General features: G+C 57.8%; 16 protein-coding genes. 8 read left to right on the top strand and 8 right to left on the bottom strand.

The window, feature by feature from the left end; translation table 11 throughout:
- Position 1: 1 nt before the first annotated feature.
- From AC2FJE_RS14905 to AC2FJE_RS14895, 3 genes are all read right to left on the bottom strand, one after another.
- Entirely contained in the window at positions 2 to 1,330 is a 1,329-nt protein-coding gene (locus AC2FJE_RS14905) for an NAD(P)/FAD-dependent oxidoreductase (protein ID WP_282120159.1), read from the bottom strand.
- 154 nt (positions 1,331 to 1,484) lie between these two features.
- A complete protein-coding gene (locus AC2FJE_RS14900; RefSeq protein ID WP_496761099.1) occupies positions 1,485 to 1,718 on the bottom strand; it encodes a hypothetical protein in 234 nt (77 codons plus the stop codon).
- A gap of 333 nt (positions 1,719 to 2,051) precedes the next feature.
- Complete coding sequence (locus tag AC2FJE_RS14895; protein ID WP_496756353.1) at positions 2,052 to 3,710, bottom strand: NAD+ synthase; 1,659 nt, start codon at positions 3,708 to 3,710, stop codon at positions 2,052 to 2,054.
- A 147-nt stretch (positions 3,711 to 3,857) separates the two neighbouring features.
- On the opposite strand from AC2FJE_RS14895, the gene AC2FJE_RS14890 reads away from it, so the two are divergent.
- Positions 3,858 to 5,315: an MORN repeat-containing protein gene (locus tag AC2FJE_RS14890; protein ID WP_496761098.1), complete on the top strand. Its 1,458-nt coding sequence runs from the start codon at positions 3,858 to 3,860 to the stop codon at positions 5,313 to 5,315.
- Positions 5,316 to 5,320: 5 nt separating this feature from the next.
- Here the strand turns inward: AC2FJE_RS14890 and AC2FJE_RS14885 are convergent, their stop codons facing one another.
- Positions 5,321 to 5,986 carry an SDR family NAD(P)-dependent oxidoreductase gene (locus tag AC2FJE_RS14885; RefSeq protein WP_496761097.1) on the bottom strand — a complete coding sequence of 222 codons (666 nt, stop codon included), beginning with the start codon at positions 5,984 to 5,986 and terminating at the stop codon, positions 5,321 to 5,323.
- A gap of 288 nt (positions 5,987 to 6,274) precedes the next feature.
- Between AC2FJE_RS14885 and AC2FJE_RS14880 the strand changes: the two genes are divergently transcribed.
- Entirely contained in the window at positions 6,275 to 7,849 is a 1,575-nt protein-coding gene (locus AC2FJE_RS14880) for a 2-isopropylmalate synthase (RefSeq protein ID WP_496761096.1), read from the top strand.
- Positions 7,850 to 7,904: 55 nt separating this feature from the next.
- Here AC2FJE_RS14880 and AC2FJE_RS14875 read toward each other — a convergent pair whose 3' ends face one another.
- The 3 genes from AC2FJE_RS14875 to AC2FJE_RS14865 all read right to left on the bottom strand — a co-directional run bounded on the left by AC2FJE_RS14875 (position 7,905) and on the right by AC2FJE_RS14865 (position 10,290).
- Complete coding sequence (locus AC2FJE_RS14875; RefSeq protein WP_496761095.1) at positions 7,905 to 8,402, bottom strand: DUF2141 domain-containing protein; 498 nt, start codon at positions 8,400 to 8,402, stop codon at positions 7,905 to 7,907.
- Positions 8,403 to 8,420: 18 nt separating this feature from the next.
- Positions 8,421 to 9,320: a sterol desaturase family protein gene (locus AC2FJE_RS14870; RefSeq protein WP_496761094.1), complete on the bottom strand. Its 900-nt coding sequence runs from the start codon at positions 9,318 to 9,320 to the stop codon at positions 8,421 to 8,423.
- Between the two features lie 181 nt (positions 9,321 to 9,501).
- Positions 9,502 to 10,290 (bottom strand): 23S rRNA (adenine(2030)-N(6))-methyltransferase RlmJ, encoded by a 789-nt coding sequence (locus AC2FJE_RS14865; protein WP_496761093.1) that lies wholly within the window; start codon positions 10,288 to 10,290, stop codon positions 9,502 to 9,504.
- Between the two features lie 155 nt (positions 10,291 to 10,445).
- Between AC2FJE_RS14865 and AC2FJE_RS14860 the strand changes: the two genes are divergently transcribed.
- The 6 genes from AC2FJE_RS14860 to AC2FJE_RS14835 are packed head-to-tail and all read left to right on the top strand — an operon-like array spanning position 10,446 to position 17,013.
- Positions 10,446 to 11,492 (top strand): rod shape-determining protein, encoded by a 1,047-nt coding sequence (locus AC2FJE_RS14860; RefSeq protein ID WP_039523195.1) that lies wholly within the window; start codon positions 10,446 to 10,448, stop codon positions 11,490 to 11,492.
- A gap of 59 nt (positions 11,493 to 11,551) precedes the next feature.
- Positions 11,552 to 12,454, top strand: coding sequence for a rod shape-determining protein MreC (mreC, locus tag AC2FJE_RS14855; protein WP_108860807.1), 903 nt, complete (start codon positions 11,552 to 11,554; stop codon positions 12,452 to 12,454).
- Entirely contained in the window at positions 12,447 to 12,983 is a 537-nt protein-coding gene (locus tag AC2FJE_RS14850; protein WP_282120150.1) for a rod shape-determining protein MreD, read from the top strand. The genes mreC and AC2FJE_RS14850 overlap by 8 nt, the downstream gene beginning before the upstream one ends.
- Positions 12,980 to 14,929: a penicillin-binding protein 2 gene (gene mrdA, locus AC2FJE_RS14845; protein WP_282120149.1), complete on the top strand. Its 1,950-nt coding sequence runs from the start codon at positions 12,980 to 12,982 to the stop codon at positions 14,927 to 14,929. The genes AC2FJE_RS14850 and mrdA overlap by 4 nt, the downstream gene beginning before the upstream one ends.
- Positions 14,926 to 16,065: a rod shape-determining protein RodA gene (gene rodA / locus AC2FJE_RS14840; RefSeq protein ID WP_282169774.1), complete on the top strand. Its 1,140-nt coding sequence runs from the start codon at positions 14,926 to 14,928 to the stop codon at positions 16,063 to 16,065. The genes mrdA and rodA overlap by 4 nt, the downstream gene beginning before the upstream one ends.
- A 15-nt stretch (positions 16,066 to 16,080) precedes the next feature.
- Positions 16,081 to 17,013, top strand: a complete 933-nt coding sequence (locus tag AC2FJE_RS14835) for a 2-hydroxyacid dehydrogenase (protein ID WP_496761092.1) — start codon at positions 16,081 to 16,083, stop codon at positions 17,011 to 17,013.
- Between the two features lie 5 nt (positions 17,014 to 17,018).
- Here the strand turns inward: AC2FJE_RS14835 and AC2FJE_RS14830 are convergent, their stop codons facing one another.
- Positions 17,019 to 19,034, bottom strand: a complete 2,016-nt coding sequence (locus AC2FJE_RS14830; RefSeq protein ID WP_496756372.1) for a M3 family metallopeptidase — start codon at positions 19,032 to 19,034, stop codon at positions 17,019 to 17,021.
- Between the last annotated feature and the right edge of the window lie 70 nt (positions 19,035 to 19,104).

Below are 19,104 nucleotides of genomic sequence, written 5' to 3'. Positions count from 1 at the left end.
CCTAGTATCCCGGATCCGGCCGCACCTTTGAACCATCCGTAAATCGGGACAGGCGAAAGGCGGCCGGATCAACGCATGGCGTGGTTTCACAAACCAGATCGGCCATTAAACGCCCCGCTCCGGGGCCGATCCCAAATCCATGACCTGAAAACCCCGTGGCGATGAACATCCCTGGCATGGTATCGACTGAAGATATTACCGGAATGGCGTCCGGGGTGACGTCGATCAAACCTGCCCAGCTTTGAACGATCTCTGCCTGCTCCAGCACCGGGAACCCTTTGCGCGCGCGCGCCCATGTCCGCCTCAAGACCTTGGCCGAGGGCTCAGGATCCAGCACACGGCAATGTTCGAATGGCGTGACGTCGGTGTGCAACCATGTTCGGTCCTCACCGGCCTCTGCCGCCCAGCGTTTGGACAGCCTGAAACGCAAGGATCGCCATTCCTGTCGGAACGCCGGAACAAACTGCAGCGCAAGCCGAAAACTATCCGGGACAATATCAACCGTATTCTCGTGCCCGGATGCAATTGTATAACCGCCATCGGCCCTTTTTCGCATCGCGAAGTCATCTGACCATATTGCTGTTTCCGGCCCATTCACCAGTGAAGTGCGTAGGACCGTGTTGAGAACCTTAAGCTGTGGCAGGTCAATCCCCGCATTGCCCGCAAACAGCCGCGACCACGCGCCTCCGGCAAGAACCACCCGTGCACAAGCCACCCGACCACGTTCGGTAAACACACCTGAGACATAACCGTTCTCGACATCAACGCTGCGCACTGCGCAGTTGGTCATCAGGCACGCCCCTTTGTCTCGTGCGGCTTCAGCGATCGCAGGGGCGGCCCATTGCGGTTCAGCCCGTCCATCCCGTGGCATGTGCAGGGCAACTTTCAACCCCGATTGATTGTCGGGCAGCAAGCCATCCAGTTCAGCACCCGAAACCATCTCAGCGCCAGTGTGCAGACCTTCAACATGGCGCATCCAGCGTTCAAGATTTGCATGATCCCGCTTCCCCGAGGCGCCAAAAAGGATGCCGGAACGCGCAAATCCGGTTTGGCGCCCTGTGCGTTGATCCAGATCCTGCCAGATCTGCTGCGCTTCTAGCATGAGCGGGATTTCCCGAGGGTCCCGCAGCCCCAAACGCACCCATCCCCAGTTTCGCGAACTTTGTTCGCCCGCAATATGGCCTTTTTCGCACAGCAAAACCGACGCGCCCCGCTCTGACAGCTCTAAAGCTGTTGATGCGCCGATGATTCCGCCGCCTATGACCACAACGTCCACTGACTTGGGCAGATGCAGATCAGGTTCTACAGGAGTTGGTTTTGGACCGGGCATCCGCCGCTCTTATTTCATTGCTCGGACTGCAATGAATGCGCGGTATCAGGCAATAGGCAACATACCGCCTGATGCATGGATCACAATTTTCACAAGCTGTGGTTATAGTGCCAGAATGATCTCTGGCACTGTTGGATTCAACAGGTCCAAGCCGTTAAGCCGCGCCGCAGAGTTCAGCCCACTTCTGACGCAATGTGGCTGTCAATCCGGCATCGTTGCTGGCCAAATCTTCGCCCATGCTTTCTTGTGAAGGCAGTTCAGGCAGAACCGAAGAGGCCACAGATTCCGCTGGTTCCGATTTTTGCTCTGACGACATCTCAGCCCCCAAAAGGTCGGCAATGGCAGAATCAACCTGATCTTCGTCTAGTTCATGACCCTTGGTTTCCATCGAACGCCACGGAGGTGGCGAGTGGAGTGGTCTATCGTATTGCTCACGCATTTTCACACCAAATCGTTAACACAGACACGCAATTCACGATGCGTAACAAACAAAACTCGATCATGAACATCGAGCCACTTAAGAATGCGCCGCATCTGCCCCACATGAGGCGGCAATTAAGCTAAAATGTGTCAGAAAAATGTCCTGATTTCAAGCGTGTTAAACGGCCTAAGCCGAATCTAGATATGCACTGTCCCCGTCATAGGGACAATGAATAAAAGCGCGTCCTCAAGCACCCCTTTTGGAAACGATCAGAGACTCAAAAAAACGCGTGGTTTCAGCTCAAGACCGATCACGCCAACGATTCACAATCGGGTATCTGCGGTCCAGCCAGAAGGCTCGCTTGGTCAAGCGCGTACCTGGTGCGGACTGAAACCGCTTATATTCGCTGATATAGATCAGATGCTCTACGCGACGGGCGACATCTGCTTCGAATCCTGCTGCTTCACAATCAGCGATCGAGCCATCGCGGTCGACCAGGATTTCCAGGATCGCGTCCAGTTCCGGGTAGTCCGGCAGGCTGTCACTGTCTTTCTGGTCTTCGCGCAGCTCAGCACTGGGGGGTTTATCAATGACCGACGGTCGGATCACCTCACCTTCGGGGCCCATCATCCAGTCACGGTGATTGGCATTGCGCCAGCGGCATGTTTCGAACACGCGCGTTTTATACAGATCCTTGATCGGGTTATAGCCGCCATTCATGTCGCCATAGATGGTCGCGTAACCCACAGCCACCTCGGACTTGTTGCCCGTGGTCAGCAGCATTTCGCCAAACTTGTTCGAGATCGCCATCAGCAGCAAACCGCGCAGGCGGGATTGGACGTTTTCCTCGGTCAAACCCGCCTCGCGGCCCGCAAACAACGAGGCCAGAGTGTCTGTCACCGCCGCCCGACTGTCCGAGATCGGAACATAGTCGTAATGCACGCCCAGCGCCTTGGCGACGGCTTCAGCGTCATCTAGCGAGGCCTGGCTGGTGTATTCCGACGGCAGCATCACGCAACGGACGTTTTCCGCACCGATTGCATCAACAGCAATTGCCGCGACCAACGCCGAGTCCACTCCACCCGACAGCCCCAACAACGCCTTTTTGAACCCGGTCTTGCCCATGTAATCGCGCAGGGATTGGACCATAGCGCGATAGTCCTGCTCCCATTCATCCGGCTGCGGCACAACTTCAGCAGGCACAATACGCCAACCCTCATCACCGCGCTCCAAATCGACATGTGTTACGGCCTCATCGAAGACCGGCATTCGAAAGGCCAGTTCTCCGCCCGGATTCAGGCCGAAAGTCGCGCCATCAAAGACCTGATCGTCCTGACCGCCCACCATGTTCAGATAGATCAGCGGTAAACCGGTCTCGACCACACGGGCGACCATATGGTTCAGGCGCACATCATATTTGTTGCGGAAGTAAGGTGAACCATTGGGGATCAGCAGAAACTCGGCCCCGGTCTCTTCCAGTGTTTCCGAAACATCCGGGTGCCAGCTGTCTTCGCAAATCGGGCTACCGATCCGCGAGTTGCCAACCGAGTACGGCCCCCCCAACGGGCCCGCGTCGTACAGGCGCACCTCGTCGAACACGGTTTCATTCGGAAGGTGATGTTTCAGCACCTTGGTGCCGATGCGACCACCCTTGAGGATCAGGTAGGCATTAAAAAGCTTGCCGTCTTCCGTCCATGGACCACCAATTGCAATGGCAGGACCATCGGCACATTGCGCAGCCAGCGACTGAACCGCCGCCATGGCCGCCTGATGGAACACCGGCTTCATCACCAGGTCCTGGGTGTTGTAACCGGTTATGAACATTTCGGGGAAAGCCACAAGGTCGGCACCAGATTCGCGCCCCTGCTCCCACGCCGCAAGCGCCTTGTCCAAATTGCCTTGGATGTCCCCAACAACGGGATTGAGTTGTGCCAGAGTAATGCGGAAACGGTTGGCCATGCTGCCCTCTTGCCCTCGTCAGTCCTAATGCCATTTAGCAGATCGCACCGCGAGTGAAAGTCAAATGCGGCAAAACACGTTGCTCTGTCCGCACGGGTATCTTAGTTTTGCTTTAAAACGTGACAACCGGGCAAGGCAGGAAAAACCATGAACGCTATCCGCATTTCTTTGGCCGCCACGGCGATGGCTTTGCTGGCCACATCCGCCTTTGCGCAGGACGGGCAGGTTATCGTTGCGGATGATGATGTTGGCGGCGTGTACGAGGGCACTTTCCTGAACGGCCTGCGCCACGGCGAAGGCACTTACCGCCTGCCGAACGGGTTCGAATATGTCGGCGAATGGGTCGAAGGCGAAATTCAAGGCAACGGCATAGCGCGCTATGTCAACGGCTCGGTCTATGAGGGGATGTTCGCGAAGGGGCAACCCGAGGGGCAGGGCAAGATCATCTACCCCGACGGCGGCAGCTATGAGGGGGACTGGGCCGAAGGGTCAATCAACGGAACCGGAATTGCAAAATACACCAACGGCGTCCGTTACGAGGGCAGCTTCAAAGACGCCCGCTATCACGGCAAAGGCGTCCTGACCGACCCCAGCGGTTACGTCTACGATGGCGACTGGAAGGATGGCGTCAAGCACGGCGAGGGCAAAATCACCTCGACGCAAGGCAGCATCTACGAAGGGCAAATCAACAACGGCTTGCGCGATGGCCAGGGTACTCTGACAGTTCCGGATGGCATGACATATACCGGTGATTGGTCTCAGGACAGCATGACCGGTAAGGGCCGCTTGTTGCAGGCCAATGGCGACCTTTACGAGGGCGATCTGGTTGATGGCCGCCGTCAGGGCAATGGCAAGGCCACCTATGCCAACGGTGCGACTTATGAGGGCGAATATGCCGATGACCGCCGCCACGGAAAAGGACGCTTTCTTGGGACCGACGGGTTTGATTACACCGGCGAATGGGTGGACGGCCAGATCGAAGGACTGGGTGAGGTCACCTATCCTGATGGCGCGACCTATACCGGTGATTTCAGCGCAGATTTGCCGCATGGCAAAGGCGTTCAGACCTATCCGGATGGCACCGTCTATGACGGCGAATGGACGGCTGGCATCTTTGAGGGCAACGGTAAGGCCACGTATCCCAACGGTGTTGTTTACCAAGGACAGTTCAAGAACGGTCTGAGCCATGGCACGGGCGTTCTGACATTCGCTAACGGGTATCGGTACGAAGGCGACTGGGTAGATGGCGCGCGTCAGGGTAAAGGCAAAGCAACTTTTCCTGACGGAACATCCTATGAAGGTGATTTCCAAGACGGTCAGCGTCACGGCGAGGGAACTATAAAAACCCCGCGCGGATTCAGCTATACCGGCGGCTGGGCCGAAGGCAAAATCAGTGGTCAGGGTGTGGCAACCTATGCCACCGGCGACGTGTACGAAGGCACCTTTCTGGATAACAAACGCCACGGCAATGGCACGATGCGTTATGCCAATGGTCTGGAAGAAACCGGCGTTTGGGAAAACGGAGTCCTACCCAGTGAGAACGTGAGCGCACCCGACGCGACGGATACCGAAACCGGGCCTGATACATCCGCCTCTGACGGGTAATCAAGCTACCAGGGTACCGGCGTTCCTGCCCAATCAAAAAACCCACCCGTATCAACAGGGTCCAAGGCGGCTGCGACAGTTAGCAGATTACGGGCAGCCTCATCAGGTGCAACCGCAGAGTGCCGCCCGACATATTTCCGGGTGAATGCTGTCGTGACCGTACCGGGGTGCAAGGCGACGCAGATCGCCTGTTTATGGCTCCGGGCAAGCTCAATCGCGGATGTGCGAACAATCTGGTTCAGCGCCGCCTTGGACGCCCGATAACTGATCCATCCACCAAGCCGGTTGTCACCAATCGACCCCACACGTGCAGACAAAACCGCAAAGACGGCGCGCCGGTCGCGCGGCAGCAAGCGCGCGGCATGTGCAAGAACTAACGCAGGTCCGACCGCATTCAGCGCGAACTGATCCATCATCGCCGGCGCGGATAGCAGTCTGATGGTTTTCTCGGGGGTGGCACCATTAACCTCAAGAGCGCCAGCAGCGACCAGGATCAGGTCGAACGGACCGGAAACGCCCGCCAACGTCCGATCTACGATCTCGGGGTCGGTCAAATCAAATCCGTCCTGTGACCGGGACAATGTGGTGACGTCGACCGACAGTTGCCGAAGCCTGTCGGCGATTGCACCTCCGATCCCACCCGAGGCGCCGATGATAAGTGCTGTTTCCATGCGGGTTGAACTAGCCGTCGGCAATGCGTGATCAACACATGTGGGAAAAAAGAAATCTCTTCATAGGCCGGAGGTAAATTCGTTCTTTTCATTCCCGCCGCGCGATGTATAACCTCAACCCCATGATCAACCGCGCAGATATCCTGATTGCCGACACCGCCCTTCGCGGTGCGTCTCTGCGTGGCCTACTGATCCTAATCCGCCTCTGAGCGTGCCATCCGGCGCGCCCGCTCAGAGGAGGACGCCCGCGCGCCATAGGCTTTAGGACAGAAGAAGAAAGAGAATCCCATGACCAACGTGACCGACCAAGACCGCGTCTTGATCTTTGACACAACCCTGCGCGACGGCGAGCAAAGCCCCGGCGCAACTATGACCCATTCGGAAAAGCTGGAGATTGCCGAGCTGTTGGACGACATGGGCGTCGATATCATCGAAGCGGGGTTCCCAATTGCCTCCGAAGGTGACTTCAAGGCCGTATCTGAAATTGCCGACCGGTCAAAGAACAGCCGTATCTGCGGCCTGGCCCGTGCCAATTTCGCCGATATCGACCGCTGTTGGGAGGCGGTGAAACATGCAGGTAAAAGCCGCATCCACACCTTCATCGGCACCTCACCGCTGCACCGTGCCATCCCGAACCTGACGCAGGACGAAATGGCCGACAAAATTCACGAAACGGTCAGCCATGCGCGCAATCTGTGCGAAAACGTGCAGTGGTCGCCTATGGATGCGACGCGGACCGAATGGGATTATCTGTGCCGCGTGATCGAGATTGCGATCAAGGCCGGTGCGACAACGATCAATATTCCTGACACGGTCGGCTACACGGCACCGATGGAGTCTGCTGACCTGATCAAACGTCTGATCGAAACGGTTCCGGGCGCGGATGAAGTGGTCTTCGCGACCCACTGCCACAACGACCTCGGCATGGCGACCGCGAACTCGCTGGCTGCTGTTGCGGGTGGTGCGCGTCAGATTGAATGTACCATCAACGGCCTTGGCGAACGCGCCGGTAACACCGCGCTGGAAGAGGTGGTGATGGCACTGCGCACACGCAATGACATCATGCCCTGGAACACAGGCATCGACACCACCAAGATCATGCATATCTCACGCCGGGTCGCGACGGTGTCGGGCTTCAACGTGCAGTTCAACAAAGCCATCGTCGGCAAGAACGCCTTCGCGCATGAAAGCGGTATCCACCAGGACGGCATGCTGAAGAACCGCGAAAACTTTGAAATCATGCGCCCCGAGGATATCGGTCTGTCCGGGACATCCTTGCCGCTGGGCAAACACTCGGGCCGCGCGGCGCTGCGTGATAAGCTGAACACGCTGGGTTATGAGGTTGGCGACAACCAGCTCAAGGACATATTCGTTCGGTTCAAGGAACTGGCCGATCGTAAGAAAGAAGTGTTCGACGACGATCTGATCGCGTTGATGACGCTGGATGATGACGACGGCAACGATCACCTGCAACTGGTTTCGATGAAGGTTACCTGCGGAACCGTCGGCAAGGCCGAAGCCACCATCGAGATGGAAGTAGGCGGCAAGGAAATCATCGCCACCGAACAAGGCGACGGCCCGGTCGACGCTGCCTTCCGCGCCATTCGAGTTGTGCATCCGAATACGGCGCATCTGCAGCTTTATCAGGTGCACGCCGTGACCGAAGGTACGGACGCGCAGGCCACGGTATCGGTGCGTCTGGAAGAGGACGGCATGATCGCAACCGGCCAATCCGCCAACACCGATACAGTCGTGGCCTCGGCCAAGGCGTATATCCACGCGCTGAACCGCCTGATCGTGCGCCGACAAAAGGCCGGTCCGGGCGCAGATACCCGGGAAATCAGCTACAAAGATCTCACTTGAACAAAAAAGGGGCGGACGATTGTCGACCGCCCCTTCTCTATTATCTCCAGCCGCATTACGGCCAATAGAATAAGGTCAGATCTGCTGGCTTTTCTATCCCGATCAACGAGTAGTCATACACCGGCGTATCGTTGAGATCGTTCAGCCCCGATACTGCATACCCTTCGGTTGGTATGTAGTTCGCGTCATAGTTCAGATCATAATCCCCGTTTTCGTCGTGAAACGCGATAACAGAAAAATACCCGCTGTGGAGGTCGGGAAAATCGAAGCGGAGCGGGTCCTCGGACGCTGGTGCCTCAAGATAACTAGCAGCTTTGGTGTAATCCATGTTGTCGAAGGCTGTCGCCTGGTCAAAGGCCATGACAATCACGTTGCCCTTGGTGCTGCGCGCACCATGCAGATTGACGGTCAGACCCTTGTCTTGCGAGGTCCCTGTGGTGGAAGCCGCTGCTTGGTCAATATCTGTGGTGAACCCCGAGGCGACCCAGGCGCCTCCGACAAACAGACCTGCCGTAACGATGACCGCCACGATGCGTTGTGTGTTGCTTGGCATCTTTTGCGCTCCTACGCCTTACTTAGCGAGTTTACTCTGTTTACGGCCGTTCTTTGGCTGCCAGCCCGGCGGTCCGAAGAAAACACCCAGCTTGTTGCCGAACCCCGGCATGTTCCGGACATCCTTGAACAAGCGGGCAAAGCCGTGAAGGAAGGCGACGAAGGGATTGATCGAGTCGATCGGTTTGACGAGGCCATAGACCACCTCTTCCTTTTCGTCCTCGAACGTTTCGAACATGCGGTCCCAGATGATCAGAATCCCAGCATAGTTCTTGTCCAGGTATTTCGGGTTTGATCCATGGTGAACGCGGTGATGCGACGGCGTGTTGAAGATGTATTCAATCGGGCGCCACAGCTTTTTGATAACTTCGGTATGCAGGGCCGTCTGATACAGCTGCACCAGCAGTTCCGCGACCAGCACCATGAACGGGTTGAACCCCAAAAGCACAAGCGGCAAATGGAAAAACAACGGCCAGAAGCCATCCAGCGGACCATGGCGATAAGCCACTGATATATTGAAGAAGGGAGAGCTATGGTGAACCGAATGCGTGGCCCAAAGGAAGTTGATCCGATGCAGGATTCGATGCTCCCAGTAATAGGCCAGGTCTGCAAGGATCAGCACGATAATGAACGAAGCCCATGTTGTCGGAATATCGAACACGGCAAATTGCGAAGCCCAGACATATGCACCGATGTAAAACCCGGCCAATAGTACAAAGCTGATTCCGATGAAGAAAACCAGCGTGATAAAGTTGGTGACGGTATCCCCCATCATCTGCCAGTTCAGTTTTTTGACGACGGCATAGCGGACCAATTCGAAGGCCAGGAAGCCCATTGCGAAGACAAAGAACCAGTCGTTGATCAAAGTTTCCCAGTAACTCAGGTGAAAGTCACTGATATGGCGGCTTAGAAAGTCCATCGAAGTAATCCGAATCCGTTCGTTGTCATATGTGACAACTTATTTACGGAGCCAATATTAAAAATCAAGATCCCCGCATCAGAAAAACGGGACCTTCCGACAAAGCCATTGCTGTCACATCAGTTTTTGCCCCTGAGAAGTTCACTTTCAGGCAAAATCCCGTGTAATCACCGGTTTTTCTTCAACGAAGTTTGCCGAACAAGCCGTCCAGCGTTTTAGCGGACTCCTTCAGACCATAAGGCGCGTTCACGACGAACATGCCCGAACCAACCATACCGTGCCCTTCACGTGCGGCCGGAAAGCGCACCTCGTGATGCAAAACTTTGGGGAAATCCCGTTTCGCCAAAGCGTCGCGCATGGCCTGATGCCGTCCATTGGCCAGTATCGGATACCACAGCGCGATGACACCCACGTTCCATTTCCGATTCAGCGAAGCGATGATGCCGGGCAGCCTGTCATAATCGGATTTGACTTCATAACTTGGATCAATCAGCAAAACGCCACGGCGCGGTGTTGGCGGCAGAAGGGACTGGGCTAGTTCAATGCCATCCTGCTGATAGGTCCGGGCACCGGTCGTGATCATGGCGTCGCTCAGCGCCCGATATTCCTGCGGATGCAATTCAGCAAGGTTCATCTTGTCCTGCGGACGCAACAGGCTCGCTGCGATCAGCGGCGACCCCGGATACGCCGTTTTGCCATACCGATCGTGCACAACGGCAATGGCCCTGCTCAGGGGATGATCGGCGTCAAACCAGCCTTCGGTCAACGCACGTTCAATTCCCGCTGCTGCTTCACCGGTCTGAACCGCCTGATCCGAGTCCAACTGGTACAGCCCGCGCCCCGAATGGGTTTCGAAATAGCTTAGCGGTTTGTCCTTTTGGGTCAGATAGGCCAGCGTTTCTGCCAAAATTGCGTGCTTATGGACGTCCGCAAGGTTACCTGCGTGGTAAATATGTTGATATGAGAGCATGATGCCTTCTAAAGTCCCTGCAATTAAGGCGGAAAGGTGCTGATTGTCGCGGAATCAGCCCTTTTACCGGGCGAGTTGGCACCCTATAAGTCATCCGTCCCGGAACCGTCGAGTCGCGGGCAGTAGAAAACTGACATACAGGATCAGGGAAAAATATGGGGATCTTTGGCAATCTGGGCGGCCTGTTCACAGCGGACATGGCTATCGACCTTGGGACAGCGAACACGCTGGTTTACGTCAAGGGCCGCGGTGTTATCCTTTCTGAACCCTCCGTGGTAGCTTATCACGTCAAGGACGGCGTGAAAAAGGTTCTGGCCGTTGGCGAAGACGCCAAGCTGATGTTGGGCCGGACCCCCGGTTCGATCGAAGCCATCCGCCCGATGCGCGAAGGCGTGATTGCCGACTTTGATACTGCCGAGGAAATGATCAAGCACTTCATCCGCAAAGTGCACAAGCGTTCAACTTTCTCGAAGCCCAAGATCATCGTCTGCGTTCCCCATGGCGCGACCCCTGTTGAAAAACGCGCGATCCGCCAGTCGGTTCTGTCCGCAGGCGCCCGCCGCGCCGGTCTGATTGCCGAACCTATTGCTGCCGCGATTGGAGCGGGCATGCCCATCACCGACCCGACCGGCAACATGGTTGTCGATATCGGCGGGGGTACCACCGAGGTTGCTGTTCTGTCGCTGGGTGACATCGTATATGCCCGCTCGGTCCGCGTCGGCGGTGACCGTATGGATGAGGCGATCATCTCGTACTTGCGCCGCCAGCAGAACCTGCTGGTCGGTGAATCCACGGCCGAGCGGATCAAGACCACCATCGGCACTGCGCGCATGCCCGACGACGGCCGCGGCCAGTCGATGCACATTCGCGGACGCGACCTGCTGAATGGTGTGCCCAAGGAAATTGAAATCAGCCAGGCCCAAGTGGCCGAGGCGCTGTCCGAACCCGTCCAGCAGATTTGCGAGGCGGTAATGACCGCACTGGAAACCACTCCGCCTGATCTGGCGGCGGACATTGTGGACCGGGGCGTGATGCTGACCGGCGGCGGTGCACTGTTGGGCGATCTGGACCTTGCCCTGCGCGAACAGACCGGCTTGGCCGTGTCGATAGCCGACGAAAGCCTTAATTGTGTGGCTTTGGGCACCGGCAAGGCGCTGGAATACGAAAAACAACTGCGCCACGCGATTGACTACGAAAGCTAAGGCGCGCACCCTTTACTACATTGGGTAAATTCGGCACGAGCAGCACGGGAAGGAGTCCTGTGGCAAAAGACCGATCACAGCGCGATGAATACACAACCCCCTTGCGCCGCCTGTTGCTGGGGATTGTTGTGTTGTGTCTGCTAGGCATCTTTCTGATCTGGCGGATCGACAGCCCGCGCGTGGAACGTTTTCGCGCACAGGTCGTGGACAGTGTTGTGCCGTCGATGGAATGGGCCATGGTTCCTGTCACCGCCGCCGTCAATCTGGTGCGCGATTTCCAAAGTTACCAACGGCTGAGTGATCAGAACCAGGAATTGCGCAGCGAATTGCGCATCATGCGCGCCTGGAAAGAGGCCGCGTTGCAGCTGGAGCAGGAAAATGCCCGGCTTCTGGACCTGAACAACGTGCGTCTTGATCCGCGCCTGACCTATATCACCGGGGTGGTCATGGCCGATAGCGGCTCGCCCTTCCGCCAGTCGGTCCTGCTGAACGTGGGTGAAAGGGATGGGATCAGGGACGGCTGGGCCACCATGGACGGGATTGGCGTCGTCGGGCGTATCTCGGGCGTTGGCCCCGACACCGCGCGTGTCATCCTGATGACAGATGCATCCAGTGCAATTCCTGCCACGATTCAACCGTCTGGCCAAACCGCTCTGATCACCGGCGACAACACGCAATCCCCGTCGGTGGAGTTTCTGGAAAACCGCGAACTGGTACGTCCCGGCGACCGCGTTGTAACCTCGGGTGATGGCGGCGTGTTTCCCGGAGGGTTGCTGATCGGGCAGATCACCGAAGACCCAGGCGGGCGTTTGCGGGTGCGCCTCTCCGCAGATTTTGAACGACTGGAATTCCTTCGCGTTCTGCGCTTCCACTTGGCCCCGGTGATCTCGGATCCTGGCGGCATCGTGGGCCCACGGCAACCCGAGGCTGCCCTGACCCCACCGGAGGTCGGCGATGGATAGGCAAACCTCTCATCTTTGGCTCAAACGCTGTTTGTACGTGTTCCTGGCGTTACTGATTATGTTCCTGCATCTTCTGCCTCTGGATACACAGCCGGACCGGTGGCCGTTTCCGGACATGCTTATTGCTTTAACGTTCGCCTGGGTTCTTCGCCGACCGGAATACGTTCCCATTTTTCTGGTTGCTGCGGTGATGCTGATGGCCGATTTGCTGCTGCAACGACCTCCGGGCCTGCTGGCAGCACTTGTGGTTTTGGGATCGTCGTATCTGCGCTCGGCCGCGCCCGGAATGCGCGACGCCGGGTTTATGGCTGAATGGACAACGGCCGCTGTGGTGATCGCGGGAATTTTCATATTGAACCGTGTCATTCTTGCTATTCTATCGGTACAGCAAGCAGCTTTGGGTCCTGTGGTGATACAAGTGGTTCTGACAATTGCGGTTTATCCTCTCGTCGTACTTCTCAGCCAGAATGTGCTTGGCGTTCGGCGCGTGTCAGTGTCGGACCCCGGCACAAGAGGGGCCAGGGCATGAAACAACGCAATCCCAAAGCGCAAGGATTGGCCTATAAACGCCTGCCGCGCCGCGCGTTGATCCTGGGTGGGTTGCAGACTGCGTTTATCGGCGGCCTGGCAGCGCGAATGCGCTTTATGCAAGTGGATCAGGCTGACGAGTACCGTCTGCTGGCCGAAGAAAACCGGATCAACATTCGCCTGATCCCGCCAACGCGCGGGCGCATCTATGACCGCAACGGCCAGATCATCGGACAAAACACGCAGTCCTATCGTATTGTTATGGTCCGCGAAGATGCGGGCGACGTCGACAAAGTCATCGCCAAACTTTCAGAGCTTATCCCGCTGACTCAGGAAGAGATTAATCGCGCCAAGACCGAGATGCGCCGTTCTGCCCCGTTCCTGCCAGTCACACTGGCCGATCAGGTCACGTGGGAGGATATCTCCAAGGTCGCTGTCAATGCGCCCGCCCTGCCCGGCGTTACGCCTGAGGTGGGCATGGCCCGTCAGTATCCCCGCTACGAGGATTTCGCTCATGTCGTTGGTTACGTCGGGCCGGTCAGTGACTATGATCTCAGCCTGATCGAAGATCCCGAACCGGTGCTGCGTATCCCCCGGTTCCAGATCGGCAAGGTCGGTCTGGAGTCCAAACAGGAAATCAGCCTGCGCGGAAAAGCTGGCGCAAAACGTGTCGAGGTCAACGCCACAGGCCGCATCATGCGCGAGCTTGACCGGCAAGAAGGCGAGGCAGGGGCCGATCTGCAATTGTCCGTTGATGCGGACCTGCAGCAATACGCCCAGGCGCGCCTGGGCGGTGAAAGCGCGGCTGCAGTCGTCATCGACTGCGAAACCGGGGATATCCGGGCCATCAGTTCTGCACCCAGTTTCGACCCGAACCTATTCGTGCGCGGGATATCGGTCGCGGACTACCGGGCATTGACTGAAGATAACTACCGCCCGCTGGCCAACAAGACGGTTCAGGGCACCTACCCGCCGGGTTCGACCTTCAAGATGATCACTGCGCTTGCCGCACTTGAGGCCGGAGTTGTTGGCCCCGGCAACACCGTCTATTGCCCCGGCCACCTGAAGGTCGGTAGCCGCCGCTTCCACTGCTGGAAGCGCGGCGGGCATGGGACAGTGGATCTCAATTTGTCGCTAAAGCGCAGCTGCGACGTCTACTATTACGATGTCGCGGTGCGTACCGGCATCGACAAAATCTCTGAAATGGCGCGCAAGTTCGGACTGGGCGTCAAGCACGACATCCCGATGTCAGCTGTCGCTGCCGGTTTGGCCCCCAATCAGGAATGGAAAGAGCGGGTCCATGGTGAAGGCTGGCTGGTAGGCGACACGGCGAATGCCTCGATCGGGCAAGGGTTCATGCTGGCCTCGCCCCTACAGCTTGCGGTCATGACGGCAAGGATCGCCACAGGCCGGGCCGTGAAGCCGCGTTTGGTGCGGTCCGTCAATGGCGTCGAGGAACCGTCAGGAGCAGGTGAGCCGCTGGACGTCAATCCCTACAACCTGAATCAGGTGCGCAAAGCGATGTTCTCGGTCTCAAACGACAGGGCTGGCACCGCCTATCGCAGCCGCATCATCAATGATGAATTCCGCATGGCCGGTAAGACAGGGACCAGCCAGGTGCGCAACATCACCAAGGCCGAACGCGCGGCTGGCGTAATCCGCAACGAAGACCTGCCGTGGGAACGGCGCGACCACGCGCTGTTCGTCAGCTATGCGCCGTACGACAATCCGAAATACGCCGTGGCAGTGGTGGTGGAACACGGCGGTGGCGGATCCAAGGCAGCGGCCCCGGTCGCGCGGGATATCATGCTGCAGGCTCTGTACAACGGCACCCCGCCGCTCGAGGCTTATCCGGTTGCAGATCGTGACCGCATCAAGGAACAACAAAAACGGCTTGAGGGCGACCGCCGCCCCAAAGCGCGACCTGATGAAAAGGACCGCGCATGAGCTATCTTGAGTACGCCGTCAAATCCACGCCAACAGGGTTTCGCAAATTCCTCTATATGAACTGGCCGCTGACTTTGTTGCTGATCAGCGTCGCCAGCGCCGGATTCCTGATGCTGTATTCGGTCGCGGGCGGGTCCTGGATGCCCTGGGCCGAACCCCAGATTGAGCGGTTTGGACTGGGGCTGACCGTTATGTTCATCATCGCGTTGGTACCGATCTGGTTCTGGCGCAACATGTCCGTCTTGGCCTATCTCGGCTCGATCGTTTTGCTGATATTTGTGGAACTCTTTGGTACCATCGGCATGGGTGCGCAGCGTTGGATCGACCTTGGTTTCATGAGGCTCCAGCCTTCCGAAGTCATGAAAATTGCGCTGGTCATGGTTCTGGCCGCCTATTACGACTGGTTGCCTTCCCATAAGACATCGCGACCGCTCTGGGTGCTTATCCCGGTCATCCTGATCCTGATCCCTACGGCTATGGTCCTGAAACAACCCGATCTGGGCACCTCGATCCTGTTGTTGGCGGCGGGCGGGGGACTGATGTTCCTGGCTGGTGTGCACTGGGCTTATTTCGCCGCCGTTATCGCGGCGGTGGTCGGCTTGATTGCGACCGTGTTCAACAGTCGGGGCACCGAGTGGCAGTTGCTCAAGGATTATCAGTTCCGCCGAATAGACACTTTCCTTGATCCCTCCACCGATCCGCTGGGTGCAGGCTATCACATTACCCAGTCGAAAATTGCGCTGGGGTCAGGCGGCTGGAACGGGCGCGGGTTCATGCAAGGGACGCAGTCGCGCCTGAACTTTCTGCCCGAAAAGCACACGGACTTCATCTTTACCACGCTGGCCGAGGAATTCGGGTTTGTCGGAGGCATCACTTTGCTGACCCTTTACGCCCTGATTATCATCTTTTGTCTGGTCACGGCTTTGGCGACAAAGGACCGGTTCTCATCCCTGGTCACCTTGGGTGTTGCGCTGAACTTCTTCCTGTTCTTTGCGGTCAATATGTCCATGGTCATGGGCCTGGCACCGGTTGTGGGCGTGCCCCTGCCGATGGTCAGCTACGGCGGGTCCGCCATGCTGGTTCTGATGGCCGCCTTCGGCATTGTTCAAAGCGCGCATATTCACCGCCCCCGCTGAATTGAAAGGCCCCTCATGCCCGTCAACGTCCTGTTTTCCGCGCGCCCAGAACAATGGCCCGTGTATGAACCTCTACTTACAAAAGGGCTGTCGCAGGCCGATCTGGACTTCCGTCTGGCAACCGAGTTTGCGCCTGATCAGGTCGACTATGTTGTCTATGCACCAACAAGCGGGCTGCTGGATTTTTCACCCTATACACGTTTGAAGGCGGTTCTGAGTCTTTGGGCAGGTGTTGAAAAAATCGCGGGCAACGAAACGCTGACCGTGCCATTGGCCCGGATGGTGGACCACGGGCTGATGCATGGCATGACCGAGTGGGTCGTCGGCCACGTGCTGCGCTATCACCTGGGCATGGACCGCTATATCACCCTGCAGGACGGCGTGTGGACGCCCGATGCCCCACCGCTTGCCAGCGAACGGAATGTGTGTGTGCTGGGCCTTGGTGCGTTGGGAGAAGCCGCCGCAACCGCGCTTGCCGCGTTGAATTTCAAAGTGACCGGTTGGAGCAGAACCGCAAAGGACATCCCGGGGGTAACGTGCCTGCATGGCACCGACGGCTTGCGCGCCGCGTTGTCCAGTGCCGAGATCGTTGTCCTGTTGCTGCCCGACACCCCCGCAACGGAAAACGCACTGAATGCGGACACTTTGGCCTTGTTGCCCAAAGGCGCTCGGATCATCAATCCCGGTCGCGGTCCATTGATCGACGACGACGCGTTGCTGGTCGCACTGGATTCAGGACACATTGCCCACGCCACGTTAGACGTATTCCGCGTGGAACCCCTGCCGCCGGAACACCCGTATTGGGCGCATGCCAATGTGACCGTCACGCCGCATATCGCGTCGGAAACCCGTCCGACAACTGCGGCCCAGGTGATCTGCCAGAACATTGTACGAGGGGAGGAAGGCAAACCCTTCCTCCACCTCGTCGACCGCAATCTGGGCTACTGATCCGGTCAGGTCGCGATAAGCCCGCGACCTTTCAACAGCGCCTCGACCCCTGGCAAACGCCCGCGGAACGCCAGATACAGCTCCTCAGCTTCGCGCGAGCCGCCGGTGGACAGGATATTGTCCTCCAGTGCTTTGGCGCGCTCTGTGTCAAAGGCTCCCCCGGCTTCTTCGAAGGCCGCGAATGCGTCGGCATCCATGACCTCGGACCACATGTAGCTGTAATAGCCCGAGCTATAGCCATCGCCAGCGAAGACATGGGCAAAATGCGGTGTCGCGTGGCGCATACCGATGGCATGCGGCATATCGATACCATCAAGAACCTCGGCCTGTTTCGCCATCGGATCAGCTGGCGCTTCGCCTTGGTGGAACGCCAGATCGACCAAGGCTGAGGCTACGTATTCCACGGTCTGGAACCCCTGATCAAAATTCGCGGCCTTCAGAACTTTCTCAAGCATATCTTGCGGCATCGGTTCACCAGTTTCGGCATGGGTTGCAAATTCGGCCAGTACTTCGGGCACCTCCAGCCAGTGTTCATAAAGCTGGCTGGGAAGCTCTACGAAGTCACGCGCGACGCTGGTGCCAGAGATGCTTTCATAGGTCACGTTGGACAACATCTGGTGCAATGCGTGACCGAACTCGTGGAAAAGCGTGCGCGCATCGTCATAAGACAGCAGCGCCGGGTCGCCCTTGGCGAAGTTGCAAACGTTGATCACGACGGGGGCCTGTACCTCGGGGAACTTTGCCTGGCTCCGCATGGCGCTGCACCATGCGCCCGATCGTTTGGAACCCCGCGCGAAGTAGTCACCGATGAAAACAGCGATATGCTGCCCGTCGCGTGTTACGTCCCAAGCCCGGCAATCGGAGTGATAAAGCGGTACATCCAGCGGGGCAAACTCCAGCCCGAACAGCCGGTTGGCGCAGGAAAAGGCGGCCTCGATCATACGATCCAGCTGCAAGTACGGCTTCAGCGCAGCTTCATCCAAATCATGTTCAGCCTTGCGGCGCTTTTCGGCGTAGTAGCGCCAGTCCCACGCCTCTAACGGACCATTGACGCCATCTTCCTGCATCATCGCGGTCAAGGTTTCGGCGTCGGCGTCAGCCCTTGCCTTTGCCGGCCCCCAAACCTGCATCAGCAGATCGCGAACGCGGTCCGGCGTTCGGGCCATTTCGGTTTCCAGTTTGTAGTCCGCGAAACTGGAATATCCCAATAGCTTGGCACGTTCTTCGCGCAAGTTCAGGATCTCGGCCGCAATCTCGCGGTTGTCCGTTTCACCACCATTGGCACCACGCGCGGTCCAGGCCCGATACGCGTTCTCACGCAGATCGCGGCGCGGTGAGAATTGTAGGAACGGTACAATCAACGACCGCGACAGAGTGACGACAGGACCATCAGCACCCTTCTCTTCCCCGGCAGCGCGGGCTGCATCCACGACGAAACCCGGCAATCCTTCCAGATCATTCTCGGTCAAGTTCATGAACCATTCCCGTTCGTCCGCCAAAAGGTTCTGGGTGAAGGACGTCCCCAGCGTGGCAAGGCGCGACTTGATCTCTTGCATGCGGGTGTCATCATCGCCTTCCAATGCTGCGCCAGCACGCACAAAGCCACGATGGGTCAGCATCAGAACACGGGCCTGTTCATCGGTCAGGTCAAGCTGATCCTTGAGCACCCACAGGTCCGCAACTCGCCGAAACAGCGCCTTGTTTGACGAAATCCCCGAAAAATGCGCCGAGAGTTTTGGTGAGAATGCGCGTTGCAGCTCTTCCCGCGCGGGATTGCTGTCGGCACCTGCAACGGTGAAAAAGACAGACAGAACCTTGTCCATCTGCTCTCCAGCCGCCTCAAGCTCCTCGATTGTATTGGCGAAACTGGCTGGGTCGGAATTGGTGGCAATCGCGTCGATCTGCGCGTTGTGGGCGGCCATCGCCTTGTCCAATGCAGGCGCAAAATCATCATCCGAAATCTCGGCAAATGGCGCGACTTCAAATGGAGTGGTCCAGGCGGACAGGATCGGGTTGGTCATGCGGATCTCCTTTGCTGGTCAAGCTAGGGAGGCGGGCCGAAATGGTCCAGAGGGGGTGCCCGCGATACCG

The organism is Ruegeria sp. CDSC002 (assembly GCF_059610905.1).
This window is presented reverse-complemented; position numbering and strand designations above follow the sequence as displayed.